Raw genomic sequence first — 23,305 nt, 5'->3', positions numbered from 1 at the left:
GCATGTCGTCGGCCGCCGTACGAGACCTCCTGGTCAGCCTCCAGCTCTCGGACTCCGCGTTCCCGAGCGGCTTCTACACGATGTCGCACGGGTTGGAGGGCTTCAGCCAGGCGGACGAGGTCGAGCCGGCGGGCGTCGAGGGGCTGCTGCGGGGCCTGCTGCTGCACTCCGTAGGCCCGGGCGACGCCACGGCGCTCGCCCGGGCCCACGAGGCTGCGCAGGCCGACGACTGGGAGCGCGTGCGGCTCGTGGACCGGATGCTGTTCGCCACGAAGCTCAACGCCGAGATGCGTCGTGCGTCGGTGCGCAGCGGTCACCAGCTCACGGACATCGCGCTCGAGTCGATCGGCGGGCCCGGCCTCACGGAGTGGGGCCGGGCCGTGGTGGCCAAGGAGACGCCCGGGTGCCAGCCGGTCGCGACGGCGGTCGCGTACGCCGCGGCGGGCGTGGGCACCGAGCAGGCGGTCGCGTCCGACCTGTCCGCGTTCGCCGTGAGCTTCCTCGGGGCGGCGCTGCGCCTGCAGCTCGCGGACCACCGGAAGGTGCAGGTCGCGCTGCACGCCGTGGGCCCGGTCATCGCCCGGGCGGCGGCCGACGCGGTCGACCGCGAGCTGGAGGACATGGGCGGGTTCGTCCCGATGGCCGACGTGATGTCGGCACAGCACGAGCGGGCCGAGGCGCGGCTCTTCGCGAGCTGAGGTCTCACCTGAGACCGCACCGACCCGAGATCAGACCGACGAGAGAGACGGTGGACGAATGAGCGACAACGTGTTGAGGATCGGCATCGGCGGCCCCGTGGGCTCCGGCAAGACCGCGCTCGCGGAGGCGCTCGTGCCGCGCCTCCTGGCGGCGGGTCGCCAGCCCGCCGTCATCACCAACGACATCTACACGCAGGAGGACGCGCAGCACGTGCGCCGCGAGCTCGCGGGCATCCTCGACCCCGAGCGCGTCGTCGGCGTCGAGACCGGGGCGTGCCCGCACACCGCGGTCCGCGACGACCCGACCATGAACCTCGCGGCCGGCGCCGAGATGATCGAGCGCTTCCCCGACGTCGACACCATCGTGTACGAGTCCGGTGGGGACAACCTGACGCTCACGTACTCGCCGCTGCTCGCGGACGTCTTCGTCTTCGTGCTCGACACGTCGGAGGGCGAGAAGATGCCCCGCAAGCGGGGCCCGGGGATCACCAGCTCGGACATCCTCGTCATCAACAAGATCGACATCGCGCAGTACGTGCGCACCGACCTGGCGGTCATGGAGTCGGACGCGATCCGCGTGCGCGACGGCAAGCCCGTGGTGCTGACCAACTCCCTGACGGGCGAGGGCATCGACCGGCTCCAGGAGGAGATCCTCGCCGTCTGGGACGCCCGCTCCGCCGCGTTGGCCCGATGAGCGCCCAGCCCGTCGAGGACGACGTGCCAGCCGGCGGCCCCGACCCGCGAGGGGGTGGCGACGTGGTCCCGCTGCGGGGCGCGGGCCCCGCGGCCGGGTACGGCGGGCCCCGGCTCGAGCGGGCCCACTACGAGCCCGACCGCATCCCGCTCGAGGTGCGCCGGCACAGCGGGGTGCCCGACACCCTGCCCAGCGGCAGCCCCGGGAAGGTCGGCATGCTCGAGCTCGAGTTCGCCCGGACGGGGCACGGTACGGAGCTCGTCGAGCACTACCAGAAGTCGCCGCTGCAGATCATGCGGCCGCTCTACTACGACCTCGCGCGCCCCGACATGCCGTACACCTACCTGATGGCGACGGGCGCCGGGATCATGCAGGGCGACCGGCTGCGCACCGACCTCGGGTTCGGCCCCGGCACGTCGGCGCACGTCACGACGTCGGCGTACACGCGCGCGCTGCGCATGGAGTACGACTACGCGGTGGCCCAGACGAACATCCGGGTCGACGACGACGCGTACGTCGAGTACCTGCCGGACCCGGTCATCGCATTCGCCGACTCGCGTCTCTACCAGCGCACGCGCGTCGAGCTCGCGCCCTCGGCCACGCTGCTCCTCGGCGAGACGCTCGTCAGCGGGCGCCTCGCGCGTGGGGAGCGGCACGCGTACACGGTCCTCGCGTCGGACGTCGAGGTGCGTCGCCCGGGCGGCGAGATCGTCGCGATCGACCGCGTGCGCCTCACCCCGACCGATGGCGCGACGGGCGGTCTCGCGGTGCTCGACGACCACGACGTCGTCGCCATGCTGTACGTGCTGACCCCCATGGCCCCGGCCGCCGAGCTGAGCGACCTGCTGCACCGCGAGCTGGAGTCGTCGCCGCCCGGCGTGCTGGTCGGGGTCTCCGCGCTCCCCGGCGACGCCGGGGTGTGGATCCGCATCCTCGGGGACGACACGCAGGACGTGCTCCGGACGACCACGGCCGCCTGGCGCACGCTGCGCCGCCGGCTCACCGGGCACGACGCTCCGAAGATCCGGAAGACCTGAGGCAGGGAGCTGACATGTCGACGACTGGAGCCGCAGCGAGGGCACGACCGAACACATGGGTGTCCTCGCTCAAGACCCTTCCTGACGGGGTGTCCCAGATCTTCTTCCAGCGCAACGTGTGGACGGGGTTGCTGATCCTCGCGGCCTTCGTCGTCGCGGACTGGAAGATGGCCGTGCTCGTGGTCATCGGAGCCGTCGCCTCGACGCTCGCGGGCGTGGTCCTGCGGGTGGGCTCAGACTCCCTGTCCATGGGCATGCAGGGCTTCAACGGTGCGCTGCTCGGCGCCGCCGTCTTCACCGCGATGGGTGGGGACCAGGGCTGGTCGTACGCCCTGGCCGTCATCGGCGGCCTCGTGTGTGGGCCCGTGACCTGGTTCTTCGGGTGGCTCTTCGCCTCGCGCCCCCTCGCGCGCTTCGGGCTCCCGTCGACCACCGCCCCGTTCTGCACCGTCGCGGGGATCGTCTACATGTCGACGACGAGCCTGCACGTGTCCTCGACGCCCCAGCACGTCACCGACGGGACGGGGGAGTCGGTGCTGCGATCGCTGCTCACGAACGTCTCGGAGGTCGTGCTCGTCAACAGCATCTGGGCCGGGGCGCTCATCCTGCTCGGCCTGTTCATCGCGTCGTGGAAGGTCGGGCTCGCGGCCGTGATGGGCAGCGTGATCGGCAGCCTGTGCGCGCTCGCCCTCGGGGAGACCTCGAGCACGATCGCGGAGGGTCTCGCCGGGTACTCGGGCGTGCTGACCGCCATCGCCCTGTCGGTCACGTTCCTGCGCAGCAGCACGGCGTCGTGGCTCTACGCGGCGCTGGGCGCGATCGTGACCGCGGTGGTCACGCTCGTCATGACCGACCTCACCAGCGCGCCGCACTACACGTGGCCGTACATCCTCACGACGTGGATCCTGCTCGTCGTGGCCACCTTCGTGCCCGCTCTGAAGCGTCCGTGACACGTCGCTGAGCGGTCGGCCAAACTGTCGGCCGGACTGTCGGCCGGGCTGCGGGCCGGCCGGAAGGTGGGAAAGCCGGTCGCCTGCACGCCGCATGCGCGGCGTGCAGGCGGCGGGGTGTCAGAGCGGCCGGATGTTCGAGGCCTGCGAGCCCTTGGGGCCCTGGGTGACGTCGAACTCGACCTGCTGGCCCTCGTTGAGGGAGCGGAAGCCGTCGGCGGCGATCGCGGAGTAGTGCGCGAACACGTCGGCGGTGCCGTCGGAGGGGGCGATGAAGCCGAACCCCTTCTCCTCGTTGAACCACTTCACAGTTCCGGTGGTCATGGTGTCTTCTTTCGTTGTTGCGACGGACCCGCGAACGTGGGCCCGGTCGTCGTGCCCGGACGGGCGGTGACGTTGTGGGCGCGGGCTCGACGAGCCCGCGCGGTGCCTCGGCGCGACGGGGCATGCGGCCGCGTCGCCTGGGCGAGGGAGGGGACGACTGCGACCAGCCGCGTGTAGCGGTCGTGGACGTGGAAGCCGTCGGAGTTTCGGGTGATCATGCCGCCGTACTCGCCGTCTACCGTCGCGACCCACAGGTCGTCGTCGGCGCGGCGCCACACAGGGGCCGATCCAGATGTGCCCTCTGCCGCGGGTGCGGTCGAGGGCCGTTCAAGGGTGGAAGAAGTGATGCTCTCTGCTTTCGCTCCGCACTCTGTGTGCGGAGATATTCGTTGGACAGCGGTGCTGTCGCGTGCGCCGGACCTGGCTTCGATGCGTAGGTACCGAAGGGTGCCGTGGGATCCATCCCCGCGGCGTGCGCAATCTCCAGGGTACACGAGGAACGTCCCGCCCCGCCCGGCACGGCTCAGCACACGCGACCGGCGCGCCGGTTACCGTTGCCCCGTGCTGCTCTCCGACCGTGACATCCGGGCCGAGCTCGACGCCGGGCGGGTCGTTCTCGACCCGTACGAGGCGTCGATGCTCCAGCCCTCGAGCATCGACGTGCGCCTCGACCGGTACTTCCGGCTGTTCGACAACCACAAGTACCCCTTCATCGACCCGTCGCAGGAGCAGCCGGAGCTCACGCGGCTCGTCGACGTGGTCCCGGGCGAGCCGTTCGTGCTGCACCCCGGCGAGTTCGTGCTCGGCTCCACCTTCGAGTCCGTCACGCTGCCCGACGACGTGGCCGCGCGCCTGGAGGGCAAGTCGTCCCTCGGCCGCCTCGGGCTGCTCACGCACAGCACGGCCGGGTTCATCGACCCGGGGTTCTCGGGGCACGTGACGCTGGAGCTGAGCAACGTCGCGACGCTGCCGATCACGCTGTGGCCGGGCATGAAGATCGGCCAGATGTGCTTCTTCCGCCTGTCCTCCCCGGCCGAGCACCCGTACGGCTCGGACGCGTACGGCTCGCGCTACCAGGGGCAGCGCGGCCCGACGGCGAGCCGGTCGTGGCAGTCCTTCCACCGGAGCGACGTCTGAACGGGACCGGACGTCGCTACGCTCGGTCCCGCCGCGCCGGCACCGGCGCACCCCGGTCCCGGAAGGAGCTCCGTCAGATGGCCCAGAACCAGGCGGCCCACACCCTGCCCCCGCTGCCCCCGGTCTCGGCGCAGGGGCACCAGGCGCGTCACCTGATCGGGGTGCCCTCGGACGTCGTCGTCGACGAGATCGAGGTGCTGGCGATGTCGCGCTTCGTGGGCACGCGGTGGGACGTCGTTCCTGCAGACCTACCGGGCGCGGACGTCCCGATGGGCCGGATGGCGAACCCGGGCGAGCCCGGCGTGCTGCGGCTGTCGCGGCACAGCACGGTGGCCGGCCCCTACGCGCCGTCGGGCAAGGGGGTCGACGCCGGCCTGCCCTCCGGCACCACGTTGGTGTTCGACGTCGTGTGCCCGCGGGAGCGCTGGGACGACGCCACCCGGTACGGCGGCGACCGGGACGGAGTGGGCCGCGCCTTCCCCGCGGCGATGCCGAACCGTGAGGAGCAGCGGGTCGTGACCTGGCTGCTGCAGGCCGCCCGTCGTCTGGGCGGCTCGGTGCGCCTCGACGTCGCCGGCACCTGGGACGAGGCCGACGGCGGCCGCCGCAGCGCGGGGCCCGGCATGGTGCTCACCCCCGATCCCGGGGTGGCCGTGGACCTCACCGTGTACTCCGACATCTGGCTGGACCCGCAGGCCGCGCACCGCGTGCTGCAGGCCGTGCACCCTCGCGTCGTGCTCGCCACCGAGGGCAAGCCGTACCAGGGCCCGCCGAAGGGGATCGCGGACCGCCCCCTGTACCCGGGCGAGCCGCTCGACCCCGAGGTGCGCACGTCGATCCACGCGCGTGCCGACGACATCGACATCGAGGCGCTCCAGGCGCCGATGGTGCTCGACGCCTACGGCCTGGCGAGCGATCTCGGCCTCGACGGCTCCGTCACGGTCGAGGTGATCGGGGAGGAGACGCTGCCGCTGCTGGTGCGCGACCTGCCCTGGGCCGCGTCGGGGGCCATCTGCTACCACGTGCGCTGGGACCCGCCGGACCTCTACGAGGCGAACCAGGAGTTCCCGCAGCCTGCGCACGTCGTCGCGCGACGGCGCGCGGCGGACGTCGTGGCGAAGATGGCGGTGGCGATCCAGGTCGCCGTGGGCGGGGAGATCGCCGACGAGGCGGACTTCCTGCTCGCCCCCGAAGACCTCTGACAGCGGCCCCACCGGCGGAAGCATCGGCCGCGGGACGGTAAGATAAGCCATCGCCCCGCCCCTCGACCGGACGGAGTGCTGTGCTCTCAGTGCTGCTCTTCATCTTCCTGCTGGCCCTTGCGGCGCCGGCTCTGGTGGCATGGCTCGGGAGGCGCGCATTCCGGGTGCTGGCGCTCGGCCCGGCCGCAGCGGTCGTCTACGCGCTGGCCATGACCCCGCGGGTGACCGCCGGCGACTTCCCCACCACGGACGTCCCGTGGGTGCCGGGCCTGGGGCTCTCGATCACTCTGCAGCTCGACACGCTCGCGTGGTTCATGCTGCTCGTGGTCGGGGGCGTCGGCGCCCTCGTGCTCCTCTACTGCTCGGCCTACTTCGCGCGTGACGCCTTCGGCCTGGGCCGGTTCGCCGCCGTCCTCACGGCGTTCGCCGGGGCGATGGTCGGGTTGGTCACGGCCGACGACCTCCTGCTCCTGTTCGTCTTCTGGGAGCTCACCACGGTCTTCTCCTACCTGCTGATCGGCCACTACGCCGACCGCAAGGCGTCCCGACGCGCGGCCATGCAGGCGATCATCGTGACGACGGCCGGCGGGCTCGCCATGCTGGTGGGCCTCATCATCCTGGGCGTCGTCGGCGACACGTGGCGCGTCTCGGAGGTGGTGGCGAACCCGCCGTCCGGCACGGCGGTGACCTGGGCGGCCGTGTGCCTGCTCGCGGGCGCCGCCACGAAGTCCGCGCTCATCCCGTTCCACTTCTGGCTCCCCGCGGCGATGGCGGCCCCCACCCCGGTGTCCGCCTACCTGCACGCGGCGGCCATGGTCAAAGCGGGGGTCTACCTCGTCGCCCGCTTCGCCCCCGCGTTCGCGGACCTGCCCGTGTGGCGCTGGCTCGTGCTCGTCCTCGGCGGCGGCACGCTGCTGCTGGGCGGATACCAGGCGCTGCGCCAGCACGACCTCAAGCTGGTTCTGGCGTTCGGCACCGTCTCCCAGCTCGGCCTGATCGTGCTGCTCCTCGGGCTGGGCAACCGTGCCCTGGCGCTCGCCGGCCTGGCCCTGCTCGGGGCGCACGCGATGTTCAAGGCGGCCCTGTTCCTCGTGGTCGGCGGCATCGACGTCGCGACCGGCACCCGCGACCTGCGCAAGCTCTCCGGGCTGTGGCGCACCATGCCGTTGACCACCGTGGCGGGCGTGCTCGCGACGGCGTCGATGATCGGGTTCCCGCCGTTCGCGGGGTACGTGGCCAAAGAAGCCGCGCTCGAGGGCCTGTGGCACGACGTCACGCACGGCGCGGGCGCCGTCGAGGCGATCGCGCTCGTCGCCGTGGTCGTGGGCTCGGCCCTGACGGTCGCCTACGGCCTGCGGTTCGTGTGGGGCGCGTTCGGCACGAAGCGGCGGCCCGGTGCGGCGGCGGCCGGGGCCGGCGTCGTCGAGGGCGAGGGGCGGGACGCCGCGGCGGAGCCTGCCCCCGCGACGCCGGTGCGGCGCCATCCCTGGCTGTTGGTCGGCCCGCCGCTCGTGCTCGCGGCGGGCGGCCTGGCGGTCGCGCTAGTGCCGGGGACGGGGGAGCGCCTCCTCGCTCCGTACGCGGACCGCTATCCCGCCGGGGAGCCCGGGCACCTGGTGCTCTGGGGCGGCCTGACCCCCGTCCTCGGGCTCACTGTCCTCGTGCTCCTGGTCGGGTTCGTGCTGTTCTGGCAGCGCTCGTGGGTGGAGCGGGCCCAGGGCGCCCTGTGGTCCCCGCGCGGGGCCGACGTCGTGTACCGGCGCACGATGCGACGGCTGGACGACGTCGCGGCCGACGTCACGGCCGTCACGCAGCGCGGTTCCCTGCCGGTCTACCTCGGCATCATCCTCGTCGTCCTCGCCGTCGCCCCGGGCACGGTGATCGCGACCGGGTTGATCCGTGGCACGCCCCGGATCGAGGTCGTGCCCTGGGACCGCCCGGCCGATGTCGCGGTCGTCGCGATCATCGTCGTCGCATGCGTGCTGGCCGCCCGCGCGCGCCGCCGCCTCAAGGCCGTGGTGCTCGTCGGCGCCGCGGGCTACGCCAACGCGACCCTGTTCATGCTGCACGGCGCCCCCGACCTCGCCCTCACCCAGGTGCTGTGCGAGACGATCACCCTGGTCATCATGGTGCTGGTGCTGCGGCGCCTGCCCCCGTACTTCACGGACCGGCCGCTCACGACCAGCCGCTGGCTGCGGCTCGCGCTGGCCGTGGTCACGGGCTTCGTCATGATGGCGTTCACGGTCGCGGCGCCGCTGGTGCGGGTGGCCGAACCGATCAGTACCAGCTTCCCGGCCGAGTCGGTGGAGTGGGGCGGCGGCAAGAACATCGTCAACGTGACGCTCGTGGACATCCGCGCCTGGGACACGGTCGGCGAGATCTCGGTGCTGCTCGTCGCGGCCACCGGCGTGGCGTCCCTCGTCTTCCTGCGGCAGCGCAGCGGCGAGGTGCTGCGGCTGTCCCGGGTGGACGAGGTCAGCCAGGCCGACCCGCACACCCGCCGGGTGTGGCTCGCCGCGGGCAGCACGATGGAGCCCGAGCGCAGGTCCGTGCTGTTCGAGGTCATCACCCGCGTGATCTTCCATGCCATGATCGTGTTCGCGGTGTTCCTGCTGTTCAGCGGTCACAACGCGCCCGGAGGTGGCTTCGCGGCGGGGCTCGTGGTGGGTATCGCGTTCGCGGTGCGCTACCTCGCGGGTGGGCGCTACGAGCTCGGCGAGGCCGCTCCGGTCAACCCCGGCGTGCTGCTGGGCACCGGCCTGTTCCTGTCCGCCGGCGTGGGGCTCGCGACGCTCGTCGCCGGCCAGGAGGTGCTGCAGAGCACCATCTTCCACTGGTACGACGTGCCCGTGCTGGGCGACGTCCACCTCGTGACCTCGCTGTTCTTCGACATCGGCGTGATGCTCGTCGTGGTGGGTCTGGTGCTCGACCTGCTGCGCACGCTCGGCGCCGAGATCGACCGGCAGGACCCGCGGCCCGCGCGCACCGTCGTGGCCGAGGTCCAGGCGCCCGACGAGCGTGAGGGGGCCGCCCGATGACCGTCCTCGAGAACACCCCGTCCGCCGTCCTCGTGGTGGCCATCGGCGTCCTGTTCGCCACGGGCGTCTACCTCCTGCTGGAGCGGCCGCTCACCCGCGTGCTGCTCGGCTTCGTGCTCATCGGCAACGGCGTCAACCTCATGCTGCTGGTCGCGGGCGGCCGCTCGGGCGCCTCGCCCATCGTGGGCAACGCCCCCGACGGCGAGCGGATGAGCGACCCGCTCGCCCAGGCGATGGTGCTCACCTCGATCGTCATCACGCTGGCCCTCACCGCGTTCGTGCTGGCCATGGCCTACCGGTCGTGGCAGCTGCACGGGCACGACGAGGTGGCGGACGACGTCGAGGACCGGCGCGTGGCCCGCCACGCCGCCCTCAACGCGCCGGCGTTCGAGGACGCGGACGACACCGAGCCCGACAAGACGCTCGACGAGGAGGCCGCCGACGTCTACGACGACGTCGACGACAGCTCGGACGAGGTCGGCGGGGCCACCGACAAGCGTGCCACCGACAAGCGTGCAACCCACAAGCGTGCCACCGACAAACGTGCTGACGACAAGCGTGCTGACGACGAGCGTGCTGACGACGAGCGTGCTGACGACGAGCGTGCTGACGACGAGGAGGGACGCTCGTGACCCCCTGGTCCGTCGAGACGCTCGTGCCGCTGCCCGTCATGCTGCCGCTGTTCGCGGCGGGGCTGACGCTCGCCCTGCACCGCTACGCCAAGCTGCAGCGCATCATCAGCGTCACCGCGCTCGCCGCCGTCACCGCGGCGTCCGTGGGCCTGCTGTTCGCGGCGGACTCCGGGCCGATCGTGGTGGAGATCGGGAGCTGGGCCGCGCCGGTCGGGATCGACCTCGTGGCCGACCGCATCTCCGCCGTCATGCTCACGGTCTCCAGCGTGATGCTGCTGTGCGTGCTGCTGTACTCCCAGGGGCAGGGCGTGCCCGAGGGGGAGGACGAGCCCGGCACCCAGCGCGGCGACATGATCCCGGTCGCGATCTTCCACCCGACGTTCCTCATCCTGGCCGCCGGCGTCGCGAACGCGTTCCTCACCGGCGACCTGTTCAACCTCTACGTCGGCTTCGAGATCCTGCTCGCCGCGTCGTCCGTGCTCCTGACGCTCGGTGGCACCGCCGAGCGCATCCGCGCAGGGTCGGTGTACGTCGTCGTCGCGCTGCTGTCGTCTTTGCTCTTCCTCACCGCCATCGCGCTCATCTACGGCGCCACCGGCACGGTCAACATGGCGCAGCTCGCGGAGCGGCTGCCCGAGATCGACCCGACCGTGCGGACCGCGCTGCAGATCCTGCTGCTGCTCGCCTTCGGCATCAAGGCCGCCATCTTCCCGCTGTCCGCGTGGCTGCCCGACTCGTACCCGACGGCGCCCGCGCCGGTCACGGCCGTGTTCGCGGGCCTGCTCACCAAGGTGGGCGTGTACTCCATCCTGCGCACGCAGACGCTGCTGTTCCCCGACAACCCGACGGTGGACCAGGTGCTGATGGTGCTGGCGCTGCTCACCATGGTGATCGGGATCCTGGGCGCCGTGGCGCAGAACGACGTCAAACGACTGTTGTCGTTCACCCTGGTCAGTCACATCGGCTACATGATCTTCGGCATCGCGCTCGCCTCCGAGGCGGGGACTGCCGCGGCCATCTACTACGTGGTGCACCACATCTCTGTCCAGACGGCTCTGTTCCTGGTGGTGGGGCTCGTCGAATGGCGTGGCGGGTCGACCTCGCTGGACCGGCTCGGTGGCCTCGCCAAGCTCGCGCCGGGCCTGGCCGTGCTGTTCTTCGTGCCGGCGCTCAACCTGGCGGGCATACCACCCCTGTCCGGGTTCCTGGGCAAGGTGGGTCTGCTCACCGAGGGCGTGCGCGTCGGCACCGAGCTGTCGTGGGTGCTCGTCGTGGGCTCGGTCGTGACGTCGCTCCTCACCCTGTACGCCGTGGTCAAGGCCTGGAACAAGGCCTTCTGGCAGGCGCCGTCGGAGGAGATCGAGTCCGACGTGCCGCTACCGCGCGGCATGGTCTGGCCCACCGGGGCGCTGGTCGCCTTCGGCCTGCTGCTCACCGTCGCCGCCGGGCCGCTCTACAGCTACGCGGAGCGCGCAGCCACCGCGTCGATGGACGGCCACACGTACGTGGACGCCGTCTTCCCCGGCGGGGCCGAGCGCGGCCAGGGCGAGTCCCACGTGGTGTCCGACGACGCGTCGGACGGCGGGTCGTCGGACACCGGGGGGAGTGACGGCCCGTGAGCCTGCACCCGCGCCGCCGCCCCGTGCGCCTGCTGCGCCGTCTCGGCTCGCAGTGGCACGCCCTGGCGCTGCTCACCCTGATCTGGGTGCTGCTGTGGGGCGACCTGTCGTGGGCCAACGTCATCGCCGGCGCGGCGCTCGCCGCGCTGGTGCTGACCCTGTTCCCGCTGCCGCCCATCACGATGCACGGCACGGTCCGGCCGTGGCGCGCCGCGGTGCTGGTGGGCCGCTTCGTGTCCGACCTGTTCGTGGCCTCGTTCGACGTCGCCTGGGCGGCGATCCGGCCCGGGCCCACGCCGCGCGGCGCGATCGTGGCGGTGCGGCTGCGCAACCCCGAGGACGCATACCTCACCATCACCGCCCTGATGTCGTCGCTGGTGCCGGGGTCGCTGGTCGTGGAGGCGCGCCGCAGCACCGGCATCGTCTACCTGCACGTGCTGGACATCGACGCGGCCGGAGGGCCCGAGGCCGTGCGTCGCGACACCCTCGCGCTCGAGGAGCGCGTGCTGCGCGCCTTCGCGAGCGCGCCGGTGCTGGCGCGGTGCGGATTGGAGCCCGACGCCGCCGGCGTCGGACACCCCGGGAAAGGGGACGCATGATGCTCGTCGCCGTGATCGCAGCTGCCGTGCTCGTGGCGGTCGCCGCGCTGCTCGCGCTGGTGCGCGTGGAGCGCGGGCCGTCGATGCTCGACCGGGCCGTCGCGTTCGACACCCTCACCGTGACCCTCGTGGGCGCCATCGCGATCGAGGCCATCTGGTCGCGCCGCACCGAGACCATCCCGATCCTCGTGGCGCTGTCCATGGTCGGCTTCGTCGGCTCGGTGACGATGGCGCGATTCGCCGCGCGCGAGCCTGAGAGCGAGGGCCGGGTGCGCACCCCCGAGGAGGTCGCCGCCCAGGCGCGGGCGGCCGACGTGCCCCGCGGCGAGGTACGCGACGGCCCGCGCGGGGCCGAGGCCGAGGACGAGGGAGGTGAGCGGCGATGACCGAGGTGGACCCGGGCCTGTGGACCACGGTCGCGGACGTCATCGCTGCCGTGTGCCTCCTCGCGGGGGCGTTCCTGACCCTCGGCGCCGGCGTGGGGCTGCTGCGGTTCCCGTCGTTGCTCGCACGGATGCACGCCGTCACAAAGCCGCAGGTGCTGGGGCTGATCCTCATGCTCATCGCGCTCGCGCTGCGGGTGCGGAGCTGGTCGGCCATCGCGATGCTCGTGCTGGTCGTGGCGTTCCAGCTGATCACCTCGCCCGTCGCGGCGCACATGGTGGGGCGGGCCGGGTTCCGCACCGGCAAGGTCCACCCCGAGGACCTGCGGCCCAACGAGTTCGGCGAGCCCGACTGACCGACGGCTGGTAGACCGGCTACATGGCACCTGCCGATCCCGACCCGCCGTCGTCGTCCGCGCCCGAACCCGACCCGTTCGCGGCGCTCGGCGGGCCCGTGGCACCCGAGCCCGGGGCTGCCCCGCCGGAGCCGGGCGCCAGCCCGCGGGTCGTCCAGGACACGGGCTCCGGCGGGGAGAGCACCCGCACGGTCGTGATCGCCTTCGCCGCCAACGCGTTCGTGGCGCTGGCGAAGTCCGCCGCGGCCGTCATGACGGGCTCGGCGTCGATGCTCGCCGAGGCCGTGCACTCGTGGGCCGACACCGGCAACGAGATCTTCCTGTTCGTCGCCGACCGCCGGTCGCACCGACCCGCAGACCTGCTGCACCCGCTCGGCTTCGGCCGCGAGGCCTACGTGTGGTCGATGTTCGCCGCCATCGGGCTGTTCGCCGTCGGCGCCGGCGTGTCCATCACGCACGGCATCCAGGAGCTGGTGCACCCCGAGCCCGCCAGCGACTTCGGCGTCGCGTACGCCGTGCTCGGCCTGGCGTTCCTGCTCGAGGGCACGTCGTTCCTCCGGGCCACGCGGCAGGCGCGGGCCGAGGCGAAGAAGGCCGAGCACGACGTGCTGCACCACGTGCTCGTCACGTCCGACCCCACCCTGCGCGCCGTCTTCGCCGAGGACGCCGCCGCGCTCATCGGGCTCGTCGTCGCGTTCGCCGGCGTGCTCGCCCACCAGCTCACCGGGTCGCCCGTGCCCGACGCCCTCGGCTCGATCGTCGTCGGCGTCGTGCTCGCCGTCGTCTCGCTCGTGCTCGTCGACCGCAACCGGCGTTTCCTCGTCGGCGAGGCGGCCCGGCCCGCGACCCGCGCGGCGGTGCTCGCGCACCTGATCACGATGCCGCAGGTGGAGCGGGTGACCTACCTGCGGTTGGAGTATGTCGGGCCGCGATCGCTGTACCTCGTGGCGAGCGTGGACCTGCGTGGCAACGAGCAGGAGGCGACCGTCGCGGGTCGGCTCGACGACCTCGAGCGGGCCGCCACGCGGGTGCCCGCCATCGCGGGGGCCGTGTTCACCGTGTCGACGCCGGAGGAGCCGTCGCTCTGACCGCTGGTTGAGCTTGTCGAAGCGTCCGCTGGTTGAGCCTGTCGAAGCGTCCGCCGGTTGAGCTTGTCGAAGCGTCCGCCGGTTGAGCCTGTCGAAACGTCCGCTGGTTGAGCTTGTCGAAACGCCCGCTGGTTGAGCCTGTCGAAACCGGTCTCGACAGGCTCAACCAGCGTGTCGCTCAACCGGCGTGGCGGGCCTCGTGGGCGAGGAGGCTGCGCTTGACGTCCAGGCCGTAGCGGAAGCCGCCGAGGCTGCCGTCGGTGCGGAGCACGCGGTGGCACGGGACGAACAGGGCGGCCGCGTTCATCGCGCAGGCGCCGGCCGCGGCGCGGACGGCCGCGGGCCGCCCGGAGAGCTCGGCGTAGCGGGTGTACGTCACGGGCTCGCCCGGGTCGACCGTGCGTAGCACGTCCCACGCGTGGGACCGGTACGGGCCGGAGACCTGGCGGACCGGGACGGCGTCGATCGCGCGCACGTCACCCGCGTAGTAGGCGCGCACCGCAGCGGCGGCGGTGGCGACGGCCGGGTCGTCCTCGGGCACGGGCGCCGTCCCGCCGGGCCGCACGTCCGGGTGCGTGAGCCCGACCAGCGCCGCCGGGTCCGGCGTCCAGCCGGAGGCGAGCACCGTGCCGTCGGGGTCGGCGACGATGGTGAAGGGCCCGTCCGGCGTGGCGACGGTGGTGGCGCGGGCGGTGGTGGTGGGTGCGGTCGTCGTGGTGGTGGGTGCGGTCGTCGTGGTGGTGGGTGCGGTCGTCGTGGTGGTGGTCATCAGAACCTCCAGGTCAGGTGCCGAACAGGCAGTTCGGGTCGGACGGTGGCTGGAAAGCGAGCGCTACTGCATGGTCGGCGGGAGGGCGGCGCGCCACAGGTGCATCGCGGCGTACGAGCGCCAGGGTGCCCAGCGTTCGGCGCGGGAGGCGAGGGCGCGGGACCGGGCGGCGCGGGAGGCGTCGTCGGGGAGGCCGGGCAGGTCGACGCCGGCGGCGCGTGCTCCGGCGAGCAGCGCGACGTCGCCGTCGAGCCAGGCGTCCGGGTCGCGCAGCACCCGCATCGCCACGTACGCCGCGGTCCAGGGCCCGATGCCGGGCCGGGCAACGAGCGCGGCGCGCAGCTCGTCGGCGTCCTCCCCGACGCCGACCGCGAGCGAGCCGTCGTCGAGGGCTCGGGTGGTGTCCGCGAGGGTCGCGAGCGAGCGCGCCGGCAGGCGCAGGTACGTAGCGGCGGAGGCGGTGACCTGGGCGGGGGTCGGGAAGAGCCGGGCGAGGCCGGGCACGGCCGACGCGTACGGGGTGCCCGCGCCGACGGCGAGCCGGCCCAGGTGGGTGCGCGCGGCCGCGACGCTGATCTGCTGACCCACGATGGCGCGGACCACCAGCTCGTGCGGGTCGACGGCGCCGGGCACCCGGAGGCCCGGGGTCGCGGCGACCAGCGGGGCGAGCGCCGGGTCGGACGCGAGGGCGGAGTCGACGGCGGCGGGGTCGGCGTCGAGGTCGAGCATCCGGCGCAGGCGCGTCACCGCGACCGAGACGTCCGCGGCGGAGGCGAGCTCCAGCCGCACCGCGACGCGGCCCGGCCCGACACCGGGACCGGCCTCGATCTCCGCCGCCCCCGGCCCGTGCGGCAGGTGCAGCGTGCGGGCGTACCGCACGTCGTCCCCGGCCACGTCGGCGACCTCGACGCCGTCGACCGCGCGTGCGGCGAGGAACGACAGCACCCCGCGCGCGTCGAACGGCTCCCGCACGGGCAGCTCGAGGGCGAGCCGCACTCCCGCGACGGCGCACCCGGCCGCGACGTCGGGACCCTCGCCGTCGGCACGCCACGCCCGCGGGGCCGGCACCGTGGGCACGGACCGGCGCCGGGCGCGGGCCCGCAGCTCGCTCGGCGTGACGTCGAAGACCTCGACCACCGTGTCGTTGAACTGGCGGATCGACCCGAAGCCGGCGGCGAACGCGACGTCCGAGAGCGGGAGGTCGGTCGCGACCACGAGGCTGCGGGCCGTCTGCGCGCGCTGGGCGCGGGCGAGGGCGAGCGGGCCGGCCCCGAGCTCCGCGGCGAGCAGCCGGTGCACGTGCCGCGAGCTGTACCCGAGCCGGCCCGCGAGGCCGTCGGTGCCCTCCCGGTCCACGACGCCGTCGGCGATGAGCCGCATGGCCCTGGCGGCCAGGTCGTGGCGTAGGTCCCAGGCGGGTGTGCCGGGCGCGGCCTCGGGCAGGCAGCGCTTGCAGGCGCGGAAGCCGGCCTCGTGCGCCGCGGCCGACGTCAGGTAGAACGTGACGTTCTCCGGCTTGGGCGTCCGGGCCGGGCACGACGGCCGGCAGTAGATGCCCGTCGTGCGCACCGCGGTGAAGAACTGCCCGTCGAACCGCGTGTCGCGCGCGGCGATGGCGCGGTACCGCTCGGCGAAGACCTGCGGGTCGTCTGCCGTCGCGCGGGGGTGGGCTGTCGTGGTCATGACCCCATCCTCACGCCCGGCACCGGCGGGGGCTAGCGGGAATCGGACACGACGGAGACCGCCGCTCGGCCCCCCGCTGCCGAACAGGCGGTTGACACCGTGATGGGGCCGTCTTCGGACGCATCACGGTGTCAACCGCCTGTTCGGCGAGCTAGGGGAGCTCGTCGACCCAGTCGAGGACGGCGGCGAGGTAGGTGTCGCGGGCGGGCTCGGGCGACAGGGCGAGGTCGTGCGCGCCGCCGGGGATGATGCGGAGGGTGACGTCCGTGCCCAGGCGCGGCGCCCGCTCGCGGATGTGCTCGACGTCGAGCACGGAGTCGGTGGTGACCAGCTCAGGGTGCCACGCCCGGGCAGGGCCGGAACGGTTCGAGGAGAGCGCCAGCACCGGGATCGTCAGGTCCAGACCGCGGCCCACCCGCCGGTGCGCGCGACGCACCGAGCGGAGCCAGCCCGCGCGCGCAGGGAAGCCGTGGTGCGGCTTCCAAGCGAGGTCGAAGTCCCACTCGCCACCCGACTCGTGGTGCAGTGCCGGCCCGTAGTGCTCCCCGGGCGAGCCGACGACGAGCCGCGGCGCGAACCTCCCGACGACGTCGATCGCCCACGTCACGGGTCCGCGCTTCAGCCAGCCCTCGTTGAGCTCGAGCCAGGGGCTGTTGAGCACCAGCGCGTCCGCCCGCCCGGGGCGGGCGGACGCCCACAACGGGGCGATCAGGCCGCCCGTCGAATGCCCCAGCACGACCAGCCGCTCGTGGCCCGCCGCCCGGACGGCGTCGGCCGCGGCGTCGAGGTCCTGGGCGTACAGCGCGAGGTCGGTCACGAGGTTCGGGTCGTGCCCCGCGGCCGTGTGCGCGGCCAGCGCCCGCCCGTGGCCGCGCAGGTCGACGGCGTAGAACGCGGGGCCACGGTCGGCGACCGCGCGCGCCACGTGCGGGTGGAAGAAGTAGTCGACGAAGCCGTTCACGTACAGGACGGCGGTCCGGGCGGGCGGGGTGCCGGTGTCGCTGCCCGGGGTGGACGGGACGTGCCGCACCAGCACGGCCTCGGCGCCGCCCGGGAGCGGCAGGCTGCGGGCCTCGAAGTCCGCGCCGAGGACGTCGGCTCGCCACGCCCCGACGGCGCCGGCGGCGCCGCGCGCGTCAGGCACCCTGGGGCGGGTCGGTCGGGCGGCGCTCGGTGTCGGGGCCGTCGGTGTCGGGGCCGTCGGCGCGCGTCTCCGGCTCGATGGGCTGGGTCGGCTGGCTCGGCTCGAGCGGCTCGGCGACCGGGCCGGTGGTCGGCCCGGACGGCGCGGGCGAGTCGGGGGCGGGCTCGGGTTCCAGAGGTTCCGCGACGGGGCCGGTGCCGGGCTCGGCCCCGGGCTGGGCGGTCGGCGCCGCAGCCGCCGGGGGCGCGCCGAACACCTGCTCCTCCGGCGTCGGGCCGGCTCCGGGCGCTGGGCCGGCTCCGGGCGTCGGGCCGGCTCCGGGCGTCGGGCCGGCTCCGGGCGCGGTGCCCGCAGCGAGGGCGGAGTCGCCGGTGACGGCGGTGGAACGGCGGTTGTTCCGCACGACGAACCAGACGATGAGGCCGATGACGATCGGCCCCACGACGAGCCCGACGATCCACCACGGGAAGTCGCCCGCGCCGGGCTCGGCCGCGCCCCGGGCGTGGATCTCGGTGGTCTCGCCGAACGCGGGCGTCCAGGTGACGGTGCTGCCGTCGACCGTGCCGTTGGTGTCGCCCACCGCGCCGGGGAACGTGACCGAGATCTGCACGTCGAACGAGTCCATGACGCCCTCGGGCAGCGAGCCCATCTGGTCGGCGCCCTCGGACAGGTCCATGGTGCCGTCCACCACGTACTCGTCGCCGTCGCGGGTGACGCTCAGCTGCTCGCCGGTGGCGCCGCCGGAGTCGAACTCCTCGAGCGGGATGTCGGCGAAGGTGATCTGGGTGCCGGTGTACTCGTCGTCGGAGTACGGCTCATGGGTGGCGCCCTCGGGCAGGTCCTGCTGGAGCTCGCTCCCGGCCTGGTCCCAGAGCTCGCTGGGCTCCATGCCCATGGTCTCGGCCAGCTGGTTGGAGAAGGCCATGATCATGGTGCCGGAGACGCTGTCGTCCTCGGACAGCGTGAGGTCCATGTCGACTTTTTCATGCAGCCGGCGAGGGCGAGGAGGCCGACGGCGGCGAGCGTCGCCGCGATCGCGGTGCGGAGACGGCGGCGGCCGCCGGTTCGAGTGGTCACCGCCCCAGCATCCCCTAGCCGTGGGCGGCGAGCCACCGGGCTCGACCAGCGCACACGCTGGCGGTTGCGACCAAAGTTGAGCGGAATAGACTCAACTTTGGAGGCGTTCCCCGAACAGACGTTTTCCCTGTCATCACGGAGGTCCCATGGACATCAAGCTCACGACCATGTCGCAGCAGGCGCTCGGCGACGCCGTGCAGTCGGCGTCGGCGGCGGGCAATCCCCAGCTCGAGCCCGTGCACCTGCTGTCCGCCCTGTTGCAGCAGCAGGGCGGCGTCGCTGCCGGCCTGCTCGATGCCGTCGGCGCCAACGCGCAGCAGATCGGCCAGCGCACGCGGGCCGCCCTCGTCGCGCTCCCGCAGGTCAGCGGCTCCGCCGTCGCCCAGCCCTCGCCGTCGCGCGCCATGAGCGCGGTGCTCGAGAACGCCGGCAAGGAGGCCGAGTCCCTCGGCGACGAGTACGTCTCGACCGAGCACCTCCTCATCGGGGTGGCGGCCGGGCAGTCGCCCGCGGCGCAGGCGCTCACCGAGGCGGGCGCCACCGCCGACGCTCTGCGTGCCGCGCTCCCCGCCGTCCGCGGGTCGAGCCGCGTCACAAGCCCCAACCCCGAGGGCACGTACAAGGCGCTGGAGCAGTACGGCACCGACCTCACGCAGGCTGCGCGCGACGGCCGGCTCGACCCGGTCATCGGGCGCGACGCCGAGATCCGCCGCGTGGTGCAGGTGCTGAGCCGTCGCACCAAGAACAACCCCGTGCTCATCGGCGAGCCCGGCGTCGGCAAGACCGCCGTCGTCGAAGGGCTGGCCCAGCGGATCGTGGCCGGCGACGTGCCCGAGTCGCTGCGTGACAAGCGCCTCGTCGCCCTCGACCTGCCGAGCATGGTCGCGGGCGCCAAGTACCGCGGCGAGTTCGAGGAGCGGCTCAAGGCCGTGCTCGAGGAGATCACCTCGTCGGACGGCGAGGTCGTGACCTTCATCGACGAGCTGCACACCGTCGTCGGAGCGGGCGCCGGTGGCGAGGGCGCGATGGACGCCGGCAACATGCTCAAGCCCATGCTCGCGCGCGGCGAGCTGCGGATGGTCGGCGCCACGACGCTCGACGAGTTCCGCGAGCACATCGAGAAGGACCCGGCCCTGGAGCGGCGCTTCCAGCAGGTCTTCGTGGGCGAGCCGTCCGTGGAAGACACGGTCGCCATCCTGCGCGGGCTCAAGGAGCGGTACGAGGCGCACCACAAGGTGACGATCGCCGACTCGGCCCTGGTCGCCGCCGCCGCGCTGTCCGACCGGTACATCACCGGCCGCCAGCTCCCGGACAAGGCGATCGACCTCGTCGACGAGGCCGCGTCGCGGCTGCGCATGGAGATGGACAGCTCGCCGATCGAGATCGACGAGCTGCAGCGCGCCGTCACGCGCCTCGAGATGGAGGAGGTCGTGCTCAAGGACGCCGAGAGCACCGGCGACGCGGCGTCGCGCGAGCGGCTGGAGAAGCTGCGCGCCGACCTCGCCGACCGTCGCGAGGAGCTCGCCGCGCTCACGGCGCGGTGGGAGTCGGAGAAGGCCGGCCACAACCGGGTCGGCGACCTGCGCGCCCGCATCGACGAGCTGCGCACCGAGTCCGACCGGCTGCAGCGCGAGGGCGACCTCGAGGGCGCGGCCCGCATCCTGTACGGCGAGATCCCGCAGGTCGAGCGCGAGCTCGACGCGGCCGAGCGCGCCGAGGCGGAGTCGTCGGTCGGGGCTGCCGAGACCGAGGAGCAGGGTTTCGACCAGCTCAACCCGCAAGGTCCGATGATCGCCGACAAGGTCGGCGCGGACGAGATCGCCGAGGTGGTCTCCGCCTGGACCGGCATCCCGGCCGGGCGCATGCTGCAGGGCGAGTCCGAGAAGCTCCTCCACATGGAGGACGTCATCGGCGCGCGGCTCATCGGCCAGAAGGCGGCCGTGCGCATGGTCTCCGACGCGGTGCGGCGCTCGCGGGCCGGCGTCTCCGACCCCGACCGGCCCACCGGGTCGTTCCTCTTCCTCGGCCCCACGGGCGTGGGCAAGACGGAGCTCGCCAAGTCGCTGGCGGACTTCCTGTTCGACGACGAGCGCGCCATGGTGCGCATTGACATGTCGGAGTACTCCGAGAAGCACTCGGTGTCCCGGCTGGTCGGCGCGCCCCCCGGGTACGTCGGCTACGAGGAGGGCGGCCAGCTCACGGAGGCCGTGCGGCGCCGGCCCTACTCCGTCGTCCTGCTGGACGAGGTGGAGAAGGCCCACCCCGAGGTCTTCGACATCCTGCTGCAGGTGCTCGACGACGGCCGCCTCACCGACGGCCAGGGCCGCACCGTCGACTTCCGCAACGTCATCCTGGTGCTGACGTCGAACCTGGGCTCGCAGTTCCTCGTGGACCCGGCCCTGGACGACGCCGCCCGGCGCGAGGCCGTCATGGCGGCCGTGCGCGCGTCGTTCAAGCCGGAGTTCCTCAACCGGCTCGACGACGTGGTGATCTTCGACGCCTTGAGCGTCGAGGAGCTCGGCGAGATCGTCGACCTGCAGGTCGCGGCGTTCGCCCAGCGGCTGGCCGACCGGCGCATCACGGTGGACGTCACGCCCGCCGCGCGGGAGTGGCTGGCGCTCGAGGGGTTCGACCCCGCGTACGGCGCCCGCCCGCTGCGCCGACTGGTGCAGCGCGAGATCGGCGACCGGCTGGCCAAGGAGCTGCTCGCGGGCACGGTGTCCGACGGCAGCACGGTGGTCGTGGACCGGGCGCCCGACGCCGCTGGCCTCGTGGTGACCGTCCTCTGACGCCGAGATAGAGAAGCTGGTTCGCCGAGATAGAGAAGCTCGAAGGACGCCGCGATCTGTCGCGGCGTCCTTCGAGCTTCTCTATCTCGGCGAACCAGCTTGTCTATCTCGGCGAGAAGGTCAGATCGCCTTGCTGCTGACGCGGATGAACTTGGGGCTGCTCTGCCAGATCGAGCGCTTGACCACGCCGACCCCCGGGCGGGCGGCGTCGATCTGCTTGCCGTTGCCGACGTAGATGGCGACGTGCCCGGGGGACCAGATGAGGTCACCGGGCTTGGCCTTGCTCCGCGAGATGACCTTGCCGACGTTCCTCTGGGCGGAGGACGTCCGCGGGAGCTTCTTGCCGATCGCCTTCTTGTACACGTACGAGGTGAGACCGGAGCAGTCGAAGGAGTTCGGGCCGGCGGCGCCGGACACGTAGCGCTTGCCGACCTGCTTCTTGGCGAGCGCCACGACGGACGACCCGGTCTTCTTGGTCACGCCGGTGGTGCGCGACGACTTGTTCGCGAGGTTGTTCGACGTCGGGTAGACGACGATGCGTACCCGGTTCTTGCCCGACTTGTACGTGGACCAGTACGGCTTGAACGTCGACTTGCCGCTGTGCAGCTTCCTGGTCGAGACGACCTTGCCGTTCAGCACCAGCTTGGCGCGACCGGAGACGGCCTTGCCGGCGTGCGTGACCTTCATCGAGAACGCGGGGCGGTACTTGCCCGAGGTCCTGGCGACGGTGTGCTTGGTCGCCTTGAAGACGGTGCGGGGCTTGGTCTTGGCCTTGGCGGTGTGGACGGCGACGGAGCTGACGCTCGCGGACGCCGAGCCGGTCGCGGCGGAGGCGTGGGGGGCGGTGGCGACGAGGCCGCCGCCGGTGAGGGCTGCGGCGAGGCCGAGGGCGACGATGGCGCGCCGGGGGCGGGAGGCCGCCACGGCGACGGTGCCGGGGCGCGCAGGGTCGAGGGTCGTGGGCATGGGTGGACCTCCAGCCTGCGAGATGAGCTGTCGGGTGAGGCCGAGATCGTTGGCCTGCCATCGAAAGATGGCTGAACCCCAAGGCCGGGAGCGTCCGGACCGTGTCGGTCCGGGCGGCCGGCCGGAAGAGATGTGGGTCTCCCGCTGCTGCCGTGAGTTTCGTGGTCACCGGGACGCCGGCAGCACTCGGCTGCGTCCCGGTCGGCCGGCACCTGGAGCAGGCGCCGTCGAAGGACGCTAACCCCGCCGACCCTCCGTGGGCACGTTCCGATAACACCGGGCGTGGTGCGCCCGGCGACGACCTCCCAGCGTCCGCGCAGGACGAGTCCGGACATCACCCTCCGAACCGGGCGCAAGGCCTGGCGCCGAATGTGACGAAGATCACTGTAGCCATCGGCGCCGGGACGTATCAGCGTCGGTGCGGCTCAGGACAGCAGGTCGACGGCGCCGCCGCCCTCCGGCACCGCGAGGCACAGCCCGGCGCGGTCCCCCGCCTCCCACCCCGCCTCGGAGGGCGTCAGGACGACGAACTCCACGCCCTCGACGTCGCGACCGGCGGGCCCGAGCTGCTCCGGCCCGCACACGGCGGAGGTCCGGCGCACCAGGGCGTCCGTGCCCGGCCAGACGGCGTCCGGGGCGGCGTCGGTGCGGCCCACCACCTGCGCGGCGTGGTCCTCCCCGCACGGCACCGCGGTGACCCGGGCGAGGTCGCCGTCCGGCAGGTCGCGCAGGCACGAGCCCAGCACGAGCTGCACGGCGTTCGCCTCCTTCGGGGACGCGACGTCGGGCGGCAGCGGCGCCCACGCCCGGTCGCGCGCTGTCGCGACCCCGAGCGCGAGACCGCCCGCGACCGCGGCGAGCGCGACGACGCCCGCGGCTGCGCGGGTGGCTCGCCGCCGCCCGCGGGCGCGGTCCCCAGGCGAGGGGGTCGGGCGGGACGACGTCGCCGGGAGGGCCCCCGTGGAGCCGCCGGGGAGCGGCGCGTCGGCCAGACCTTCGGCCGGCAGGACGCCGGGCGGGGTCGGCGCCGCAAAGGTCGGGTCCGGCGGGTGCTGACCCACCGCGGCGTCGGGGGTCGACGGGTCTGTGCTCATGGTCTGCTCATCGCGTGCTCACGGCC

21 protein-coding genes and 1 riboswitch are annotated in these 23,305 nt (G+C 73.2%); of the genes, 14 read left to right on the top strand and 7 right to left on the bottom strand.

What is annotated here, in order from left to right; genetic code table 11:
* The first annotated feature begins 2 nt into the window (after window positions 1–2).
* From AC1C2W_RS11865 to AC1C2W_RS11850, 4 genes are read left to right on the top strand one after another with little or no spacing between them, the layout of a single operon-like run.
* A complete protein-coding gene (locus AC1C2W_RS11865; protein WP_495389061.1) occupies window positions 3–698 on the top strand; it encodes an urease accessory protein UreF in 696 nt (231 codons plus the stop codon).
* A gap of 58 nt (window positions 699–756) precedes the next feature.
* Window positions 757–1,392: an urease accessory protein UreG gene (ureG, locus tag AC1C2W_RS11860; protein WP_495389060.1), complete on the top strand. Its 636-nt coding sequence runs from the start codon at window positions 757–759 to the stop codon at window positions 1,390–1,392.
* Complete coding sequence (locus tag AC1C2W_RS11855) at window positions 1,389–2,429, top strand: urease accessory protein UreD (RefSeq protein ID WP_495389059.1); 1,041 nt, start codon at window positions 1,389–1,391, stop codon at window positions 2,427–2,429. Before ureG ends, AC1C2W_RS11855 begins: the two co-directional genes overlap by 4 nt.
* A gap of 14 nt (window positions 2,430–2,443) precedes the next feature.
* The gene (locus AC1C2W_RS11850; RefSeq protein WP_495389058.1) at window positions 2,444–3,379 is read left to right on the top strand and encodes an urea transporter; all 936 of its coding nucleotides are present in this window, start codon (window positions 2,444–2,446) and stop codon (window positions 3,377–3,379) included.
* A gap of 120 nt (window positions 3,380–3,499) precedes the next feature.
* Here AC1C2W_RS11850 and AC1C2W_RS11845 read toward each other — a convergent pair whose 3' ends face one another.
* The gene (locus AC1C2W_RS11845) at window positions 3,500–3,703 is read right to left on the bottom strand and encodes a cold-shock protein (RefSeq protein ID WP_495389057.1); all 204 of its coding nucleotides are present in this window, start codon (window positions 3,701–3,703) and stop codon (window positions 3,500–3,502) included.
* Window positions 3,704–4,264: 561 nt separating this feature from the next.
* On the opposite strand from AC1C2W_RS11845, the gene dcd reads away from it, so the two are divergent.
* The 9 genes from dcd to AC1C2W_RS11800 all read left to right on the top strand — a co-directional run bounded on the left by dcd (window position 4,265) and on the right by AC1C2W_RS11800 (window position 13,757).
* Window positions 4,265–4,840 (top strand): dCTP deaminase, encoded by a 576-nt coding sequence (gene dcd, locus AC1C2W_RS11840; RefSeq protein ID WP_495389056.1) that lies wholly within the window; start codon window positions 4,265–4,267, stop codon window positions 4,838–4,840.
* A gap of 77 nt (window positions 4,841–4,917) precedes the next feature.
* Complete coding sequence (locus AC1C2W_RS11835; RefSeq protein ID WP_495389055.1) at window positions 4,918–6,042, top strand: hypothetical protein; 1,125 nt, start codon at window positions 4,918–4,920, stop codon at window positions 6,040–6,042.
* An 80-nt stretch (window positions 6,043–6,122) separates the two neighbouring features.
* Complete coding sequence (locus AC1C2W_RS11830) at window positions 6,123–9,080, top strand: Na+/H+ antiporter subunit A (protein ID WP_495389054.1); 2,958 nt, start codon at window positions 6,123–6,125, stop codon at window positions 9,078–9,080.
* Window positions 9,077–9,712, top strand: a complete 636-nt coding sequence (locus AC1C2W_RS11825) for a Na(+)/H(+) antiporter subunit C (RefSeq protein WP_495389053.1) — start codon at window positions 9,077–9,079, stop codon at window positions 9,710–9,712. The genes AC1C2W_RS11830 and AC1C2W_RS11825 overlap by 4 nt, the downstream gene beginning before the upstream one ends.
* Entirely contained in the window at window positions 9,709–11,331 is a 1,623-nt protein-coding gene (locus tag AC1C2W_RS11820) for a Na+/H+ antiporter subunit D (protein ID WP_495389052.1), read from the top strand. The genes AC1C2W_RS11825 and AC1C2W_RS11820 overlap by 4 nt, the downstream gene beginning before the upstream one ends.
* Window positions 11,328–11,930 (top strand): Na+/H+ antiporter subunit E, encoded by a 603-nt coding sequence (locus tag AC1C2W_RS11815; RefSeq protein ID WP_495389051.1) that lies wholly within the window; start codon window positions 11,328–11,330, stop codon window positions 11,928–11,930. The genes AC1C2W_RS11820 and AC1C2W_RS11815 overlap by 4 nt, the downstream gene beginning before the upstream one ends.
* 11 nt (window positions 11,931–11,941) lie before the next feature.
* Window positions 11,942–12,316, top strand: a complete 375-nt coding sequence (locus AC1C2W_RS11810) for an MrpF/PhaF family protein (protein ID WP_495389050.1) — start codon at window positions 11,942–11,944, stop codon at window positions 12,314–12,316.
* Window positions 12,313–12,669, top strand: coding sequence for a monovalent cation/H(+) antiporter subunit G (gene mnhG / locus AC1C2W_RS11805; protein ID WP_495389049.1), 357 nt, complete (start codon window positions 12,313–12,315; stop codon window positions 12,667–12,669). The genes AC1C2W_RS11810 and mnhG overlap by 4 nt, the downstream gene beginning before the upstream one ends.
* 23 nt (window positions 12,670–12,692) lie before the next feature.
* Window positions 12,693–13,757 carry a cation diffusion facilitator family transporter gene (locus AC1C2W_RS11800; RefSeq protein ID WP_495389048.1) on the top strand — a complete coding sequence of 355 codons (1,065 nt, stop codon included), beginning with the start codon at window positions 12,693–12,695 and terminating at the stop codon, window positions 13,755–13,757.
* Between the two features lie 178 nt (window positions 13,758–13,935).
* Here the strand turns inward: AC1C2W_RS11800 and AC1C2W_RS11795 are convergent, their stop codons facing one another.
* The 4 genes from AC1C2W_RS11795 to AC1C2W_RS11780 form a co-directional block, all read right to left on the bottom strand.
* Entirely contained in the window at window positions 13,936–14,526 is a 591-nt protein-coding gene (locus tag AC1C2W_RS11795; protein ID WP_495413178.1) for a methylated-DNA--[protein]-cysteine S-methyltransferase, read from the bottom strand.
* Between the two features lie 63 nt (window positions 14,527–14,589).
* Window positions 14,590–16,209: an AlkA N-terminal domain-containing protein gene (locus tag AC1C2W_RS11790; protein WP_495389046.1), complete on the bottom strand. Its 1,620-nt coding sequence runs from the start codon at window positions 16,207–16,209 to the stop codon at window positions 14,590–14,592.
* Window positions 16,210–16,360: 151 nt separating this feature from the next.
* Window positions 16,361–17,353 carry an alpha/beta hydrolase gene (locus tag AC1C2W_RS11785; RefSeq protein WP_495389045.1) on the bottom strand — a complete coding sequence of 331 codons (993 nt, stop codon included), beginning with the start codon at window positions 17,351–17,353 and terminating at the stop codon, window positions 16,361–16,363.
* On the bottom strand, window positions 17,346–18,326 hold the full coding sequence (locus AC1C2W_RS11780; RefSeq protein ID WP_495389044.1) for an LppM family (lipo)protein: 981 nt from the start codon (window positions 18,324–18,326) through the stop codon (window positions 17,346–17,348). The genes AC1C2W_RS11785 and AC1C2W_RS11780 overlap by 8 nt, the downstream gene beginning before the upstream one ends.
* A gap of 250 nt (window positions 18,327–18,576) precedes the next feature.
* Between AC1C2W_RS11780 and clpB the strand changes: the two genes are divergently transcribed.
* On the top strand, window positions 18,577–21,219 hold the full coding sequence (gene clpB, locus AC1C2W_RS11775) for an ATP-dependent chaperone ClpB (protein WP_495389043.1): 2,643 nt from the start codon (window positions 18,577–18,579) through the stop codon (window positions 21,217–21,219).
* Window positions 21,220–21,339: 120 nt separating this feature from the next.
* Here clpB and AC1C2W_RS11770 read toward each other — a convergent pair whose 3' ends face one another.
* Both AC1C2W_RS11770 and AC1C2W_RS11765 read right to left on the bottom strand, forming a co-directional pair.
* Window positions 21,340–22,185, bottom strand: a complete 846-nt coding sequence (locus AC1C2W_RS11770) for a C40 family peptidase (RefSeq protein WP_495389042.1) — start codon at window positions 22,183–22,185, stop codon at window positions 21,340–21,342.
* Window positions 22,186–22,188: 3 nt separating this feature from the next.
* Window positions 22,189–22,354, bottom strand: a riboswitch (cyclic di-AMP (ydaO/yuaA leader).
* 256 nt (window positions 22,355–22,610) lie between these two features.
* Window positions 22,611–23,279, bottom strand: coding sequence for a septum formation family protein (locus AC1C2W_RS11765; protein ID WP_495389041.1), 669 nt, complete (start codon window positions 23,277–23,279; stop codon window positions 22,611–22,613).
* Window positions 23,280–23,305: the final 26 nt, after the last annotated feature.

The sequence above is a fragment of the Isoptericola sp. Y581 genome, from assembly GCF_059445475.1.
The sequence above is the reverse complement of the archived record's forward strand: the minus strand, read 5'-3'. Positions and strand labels throughout refer to the sequence as shown.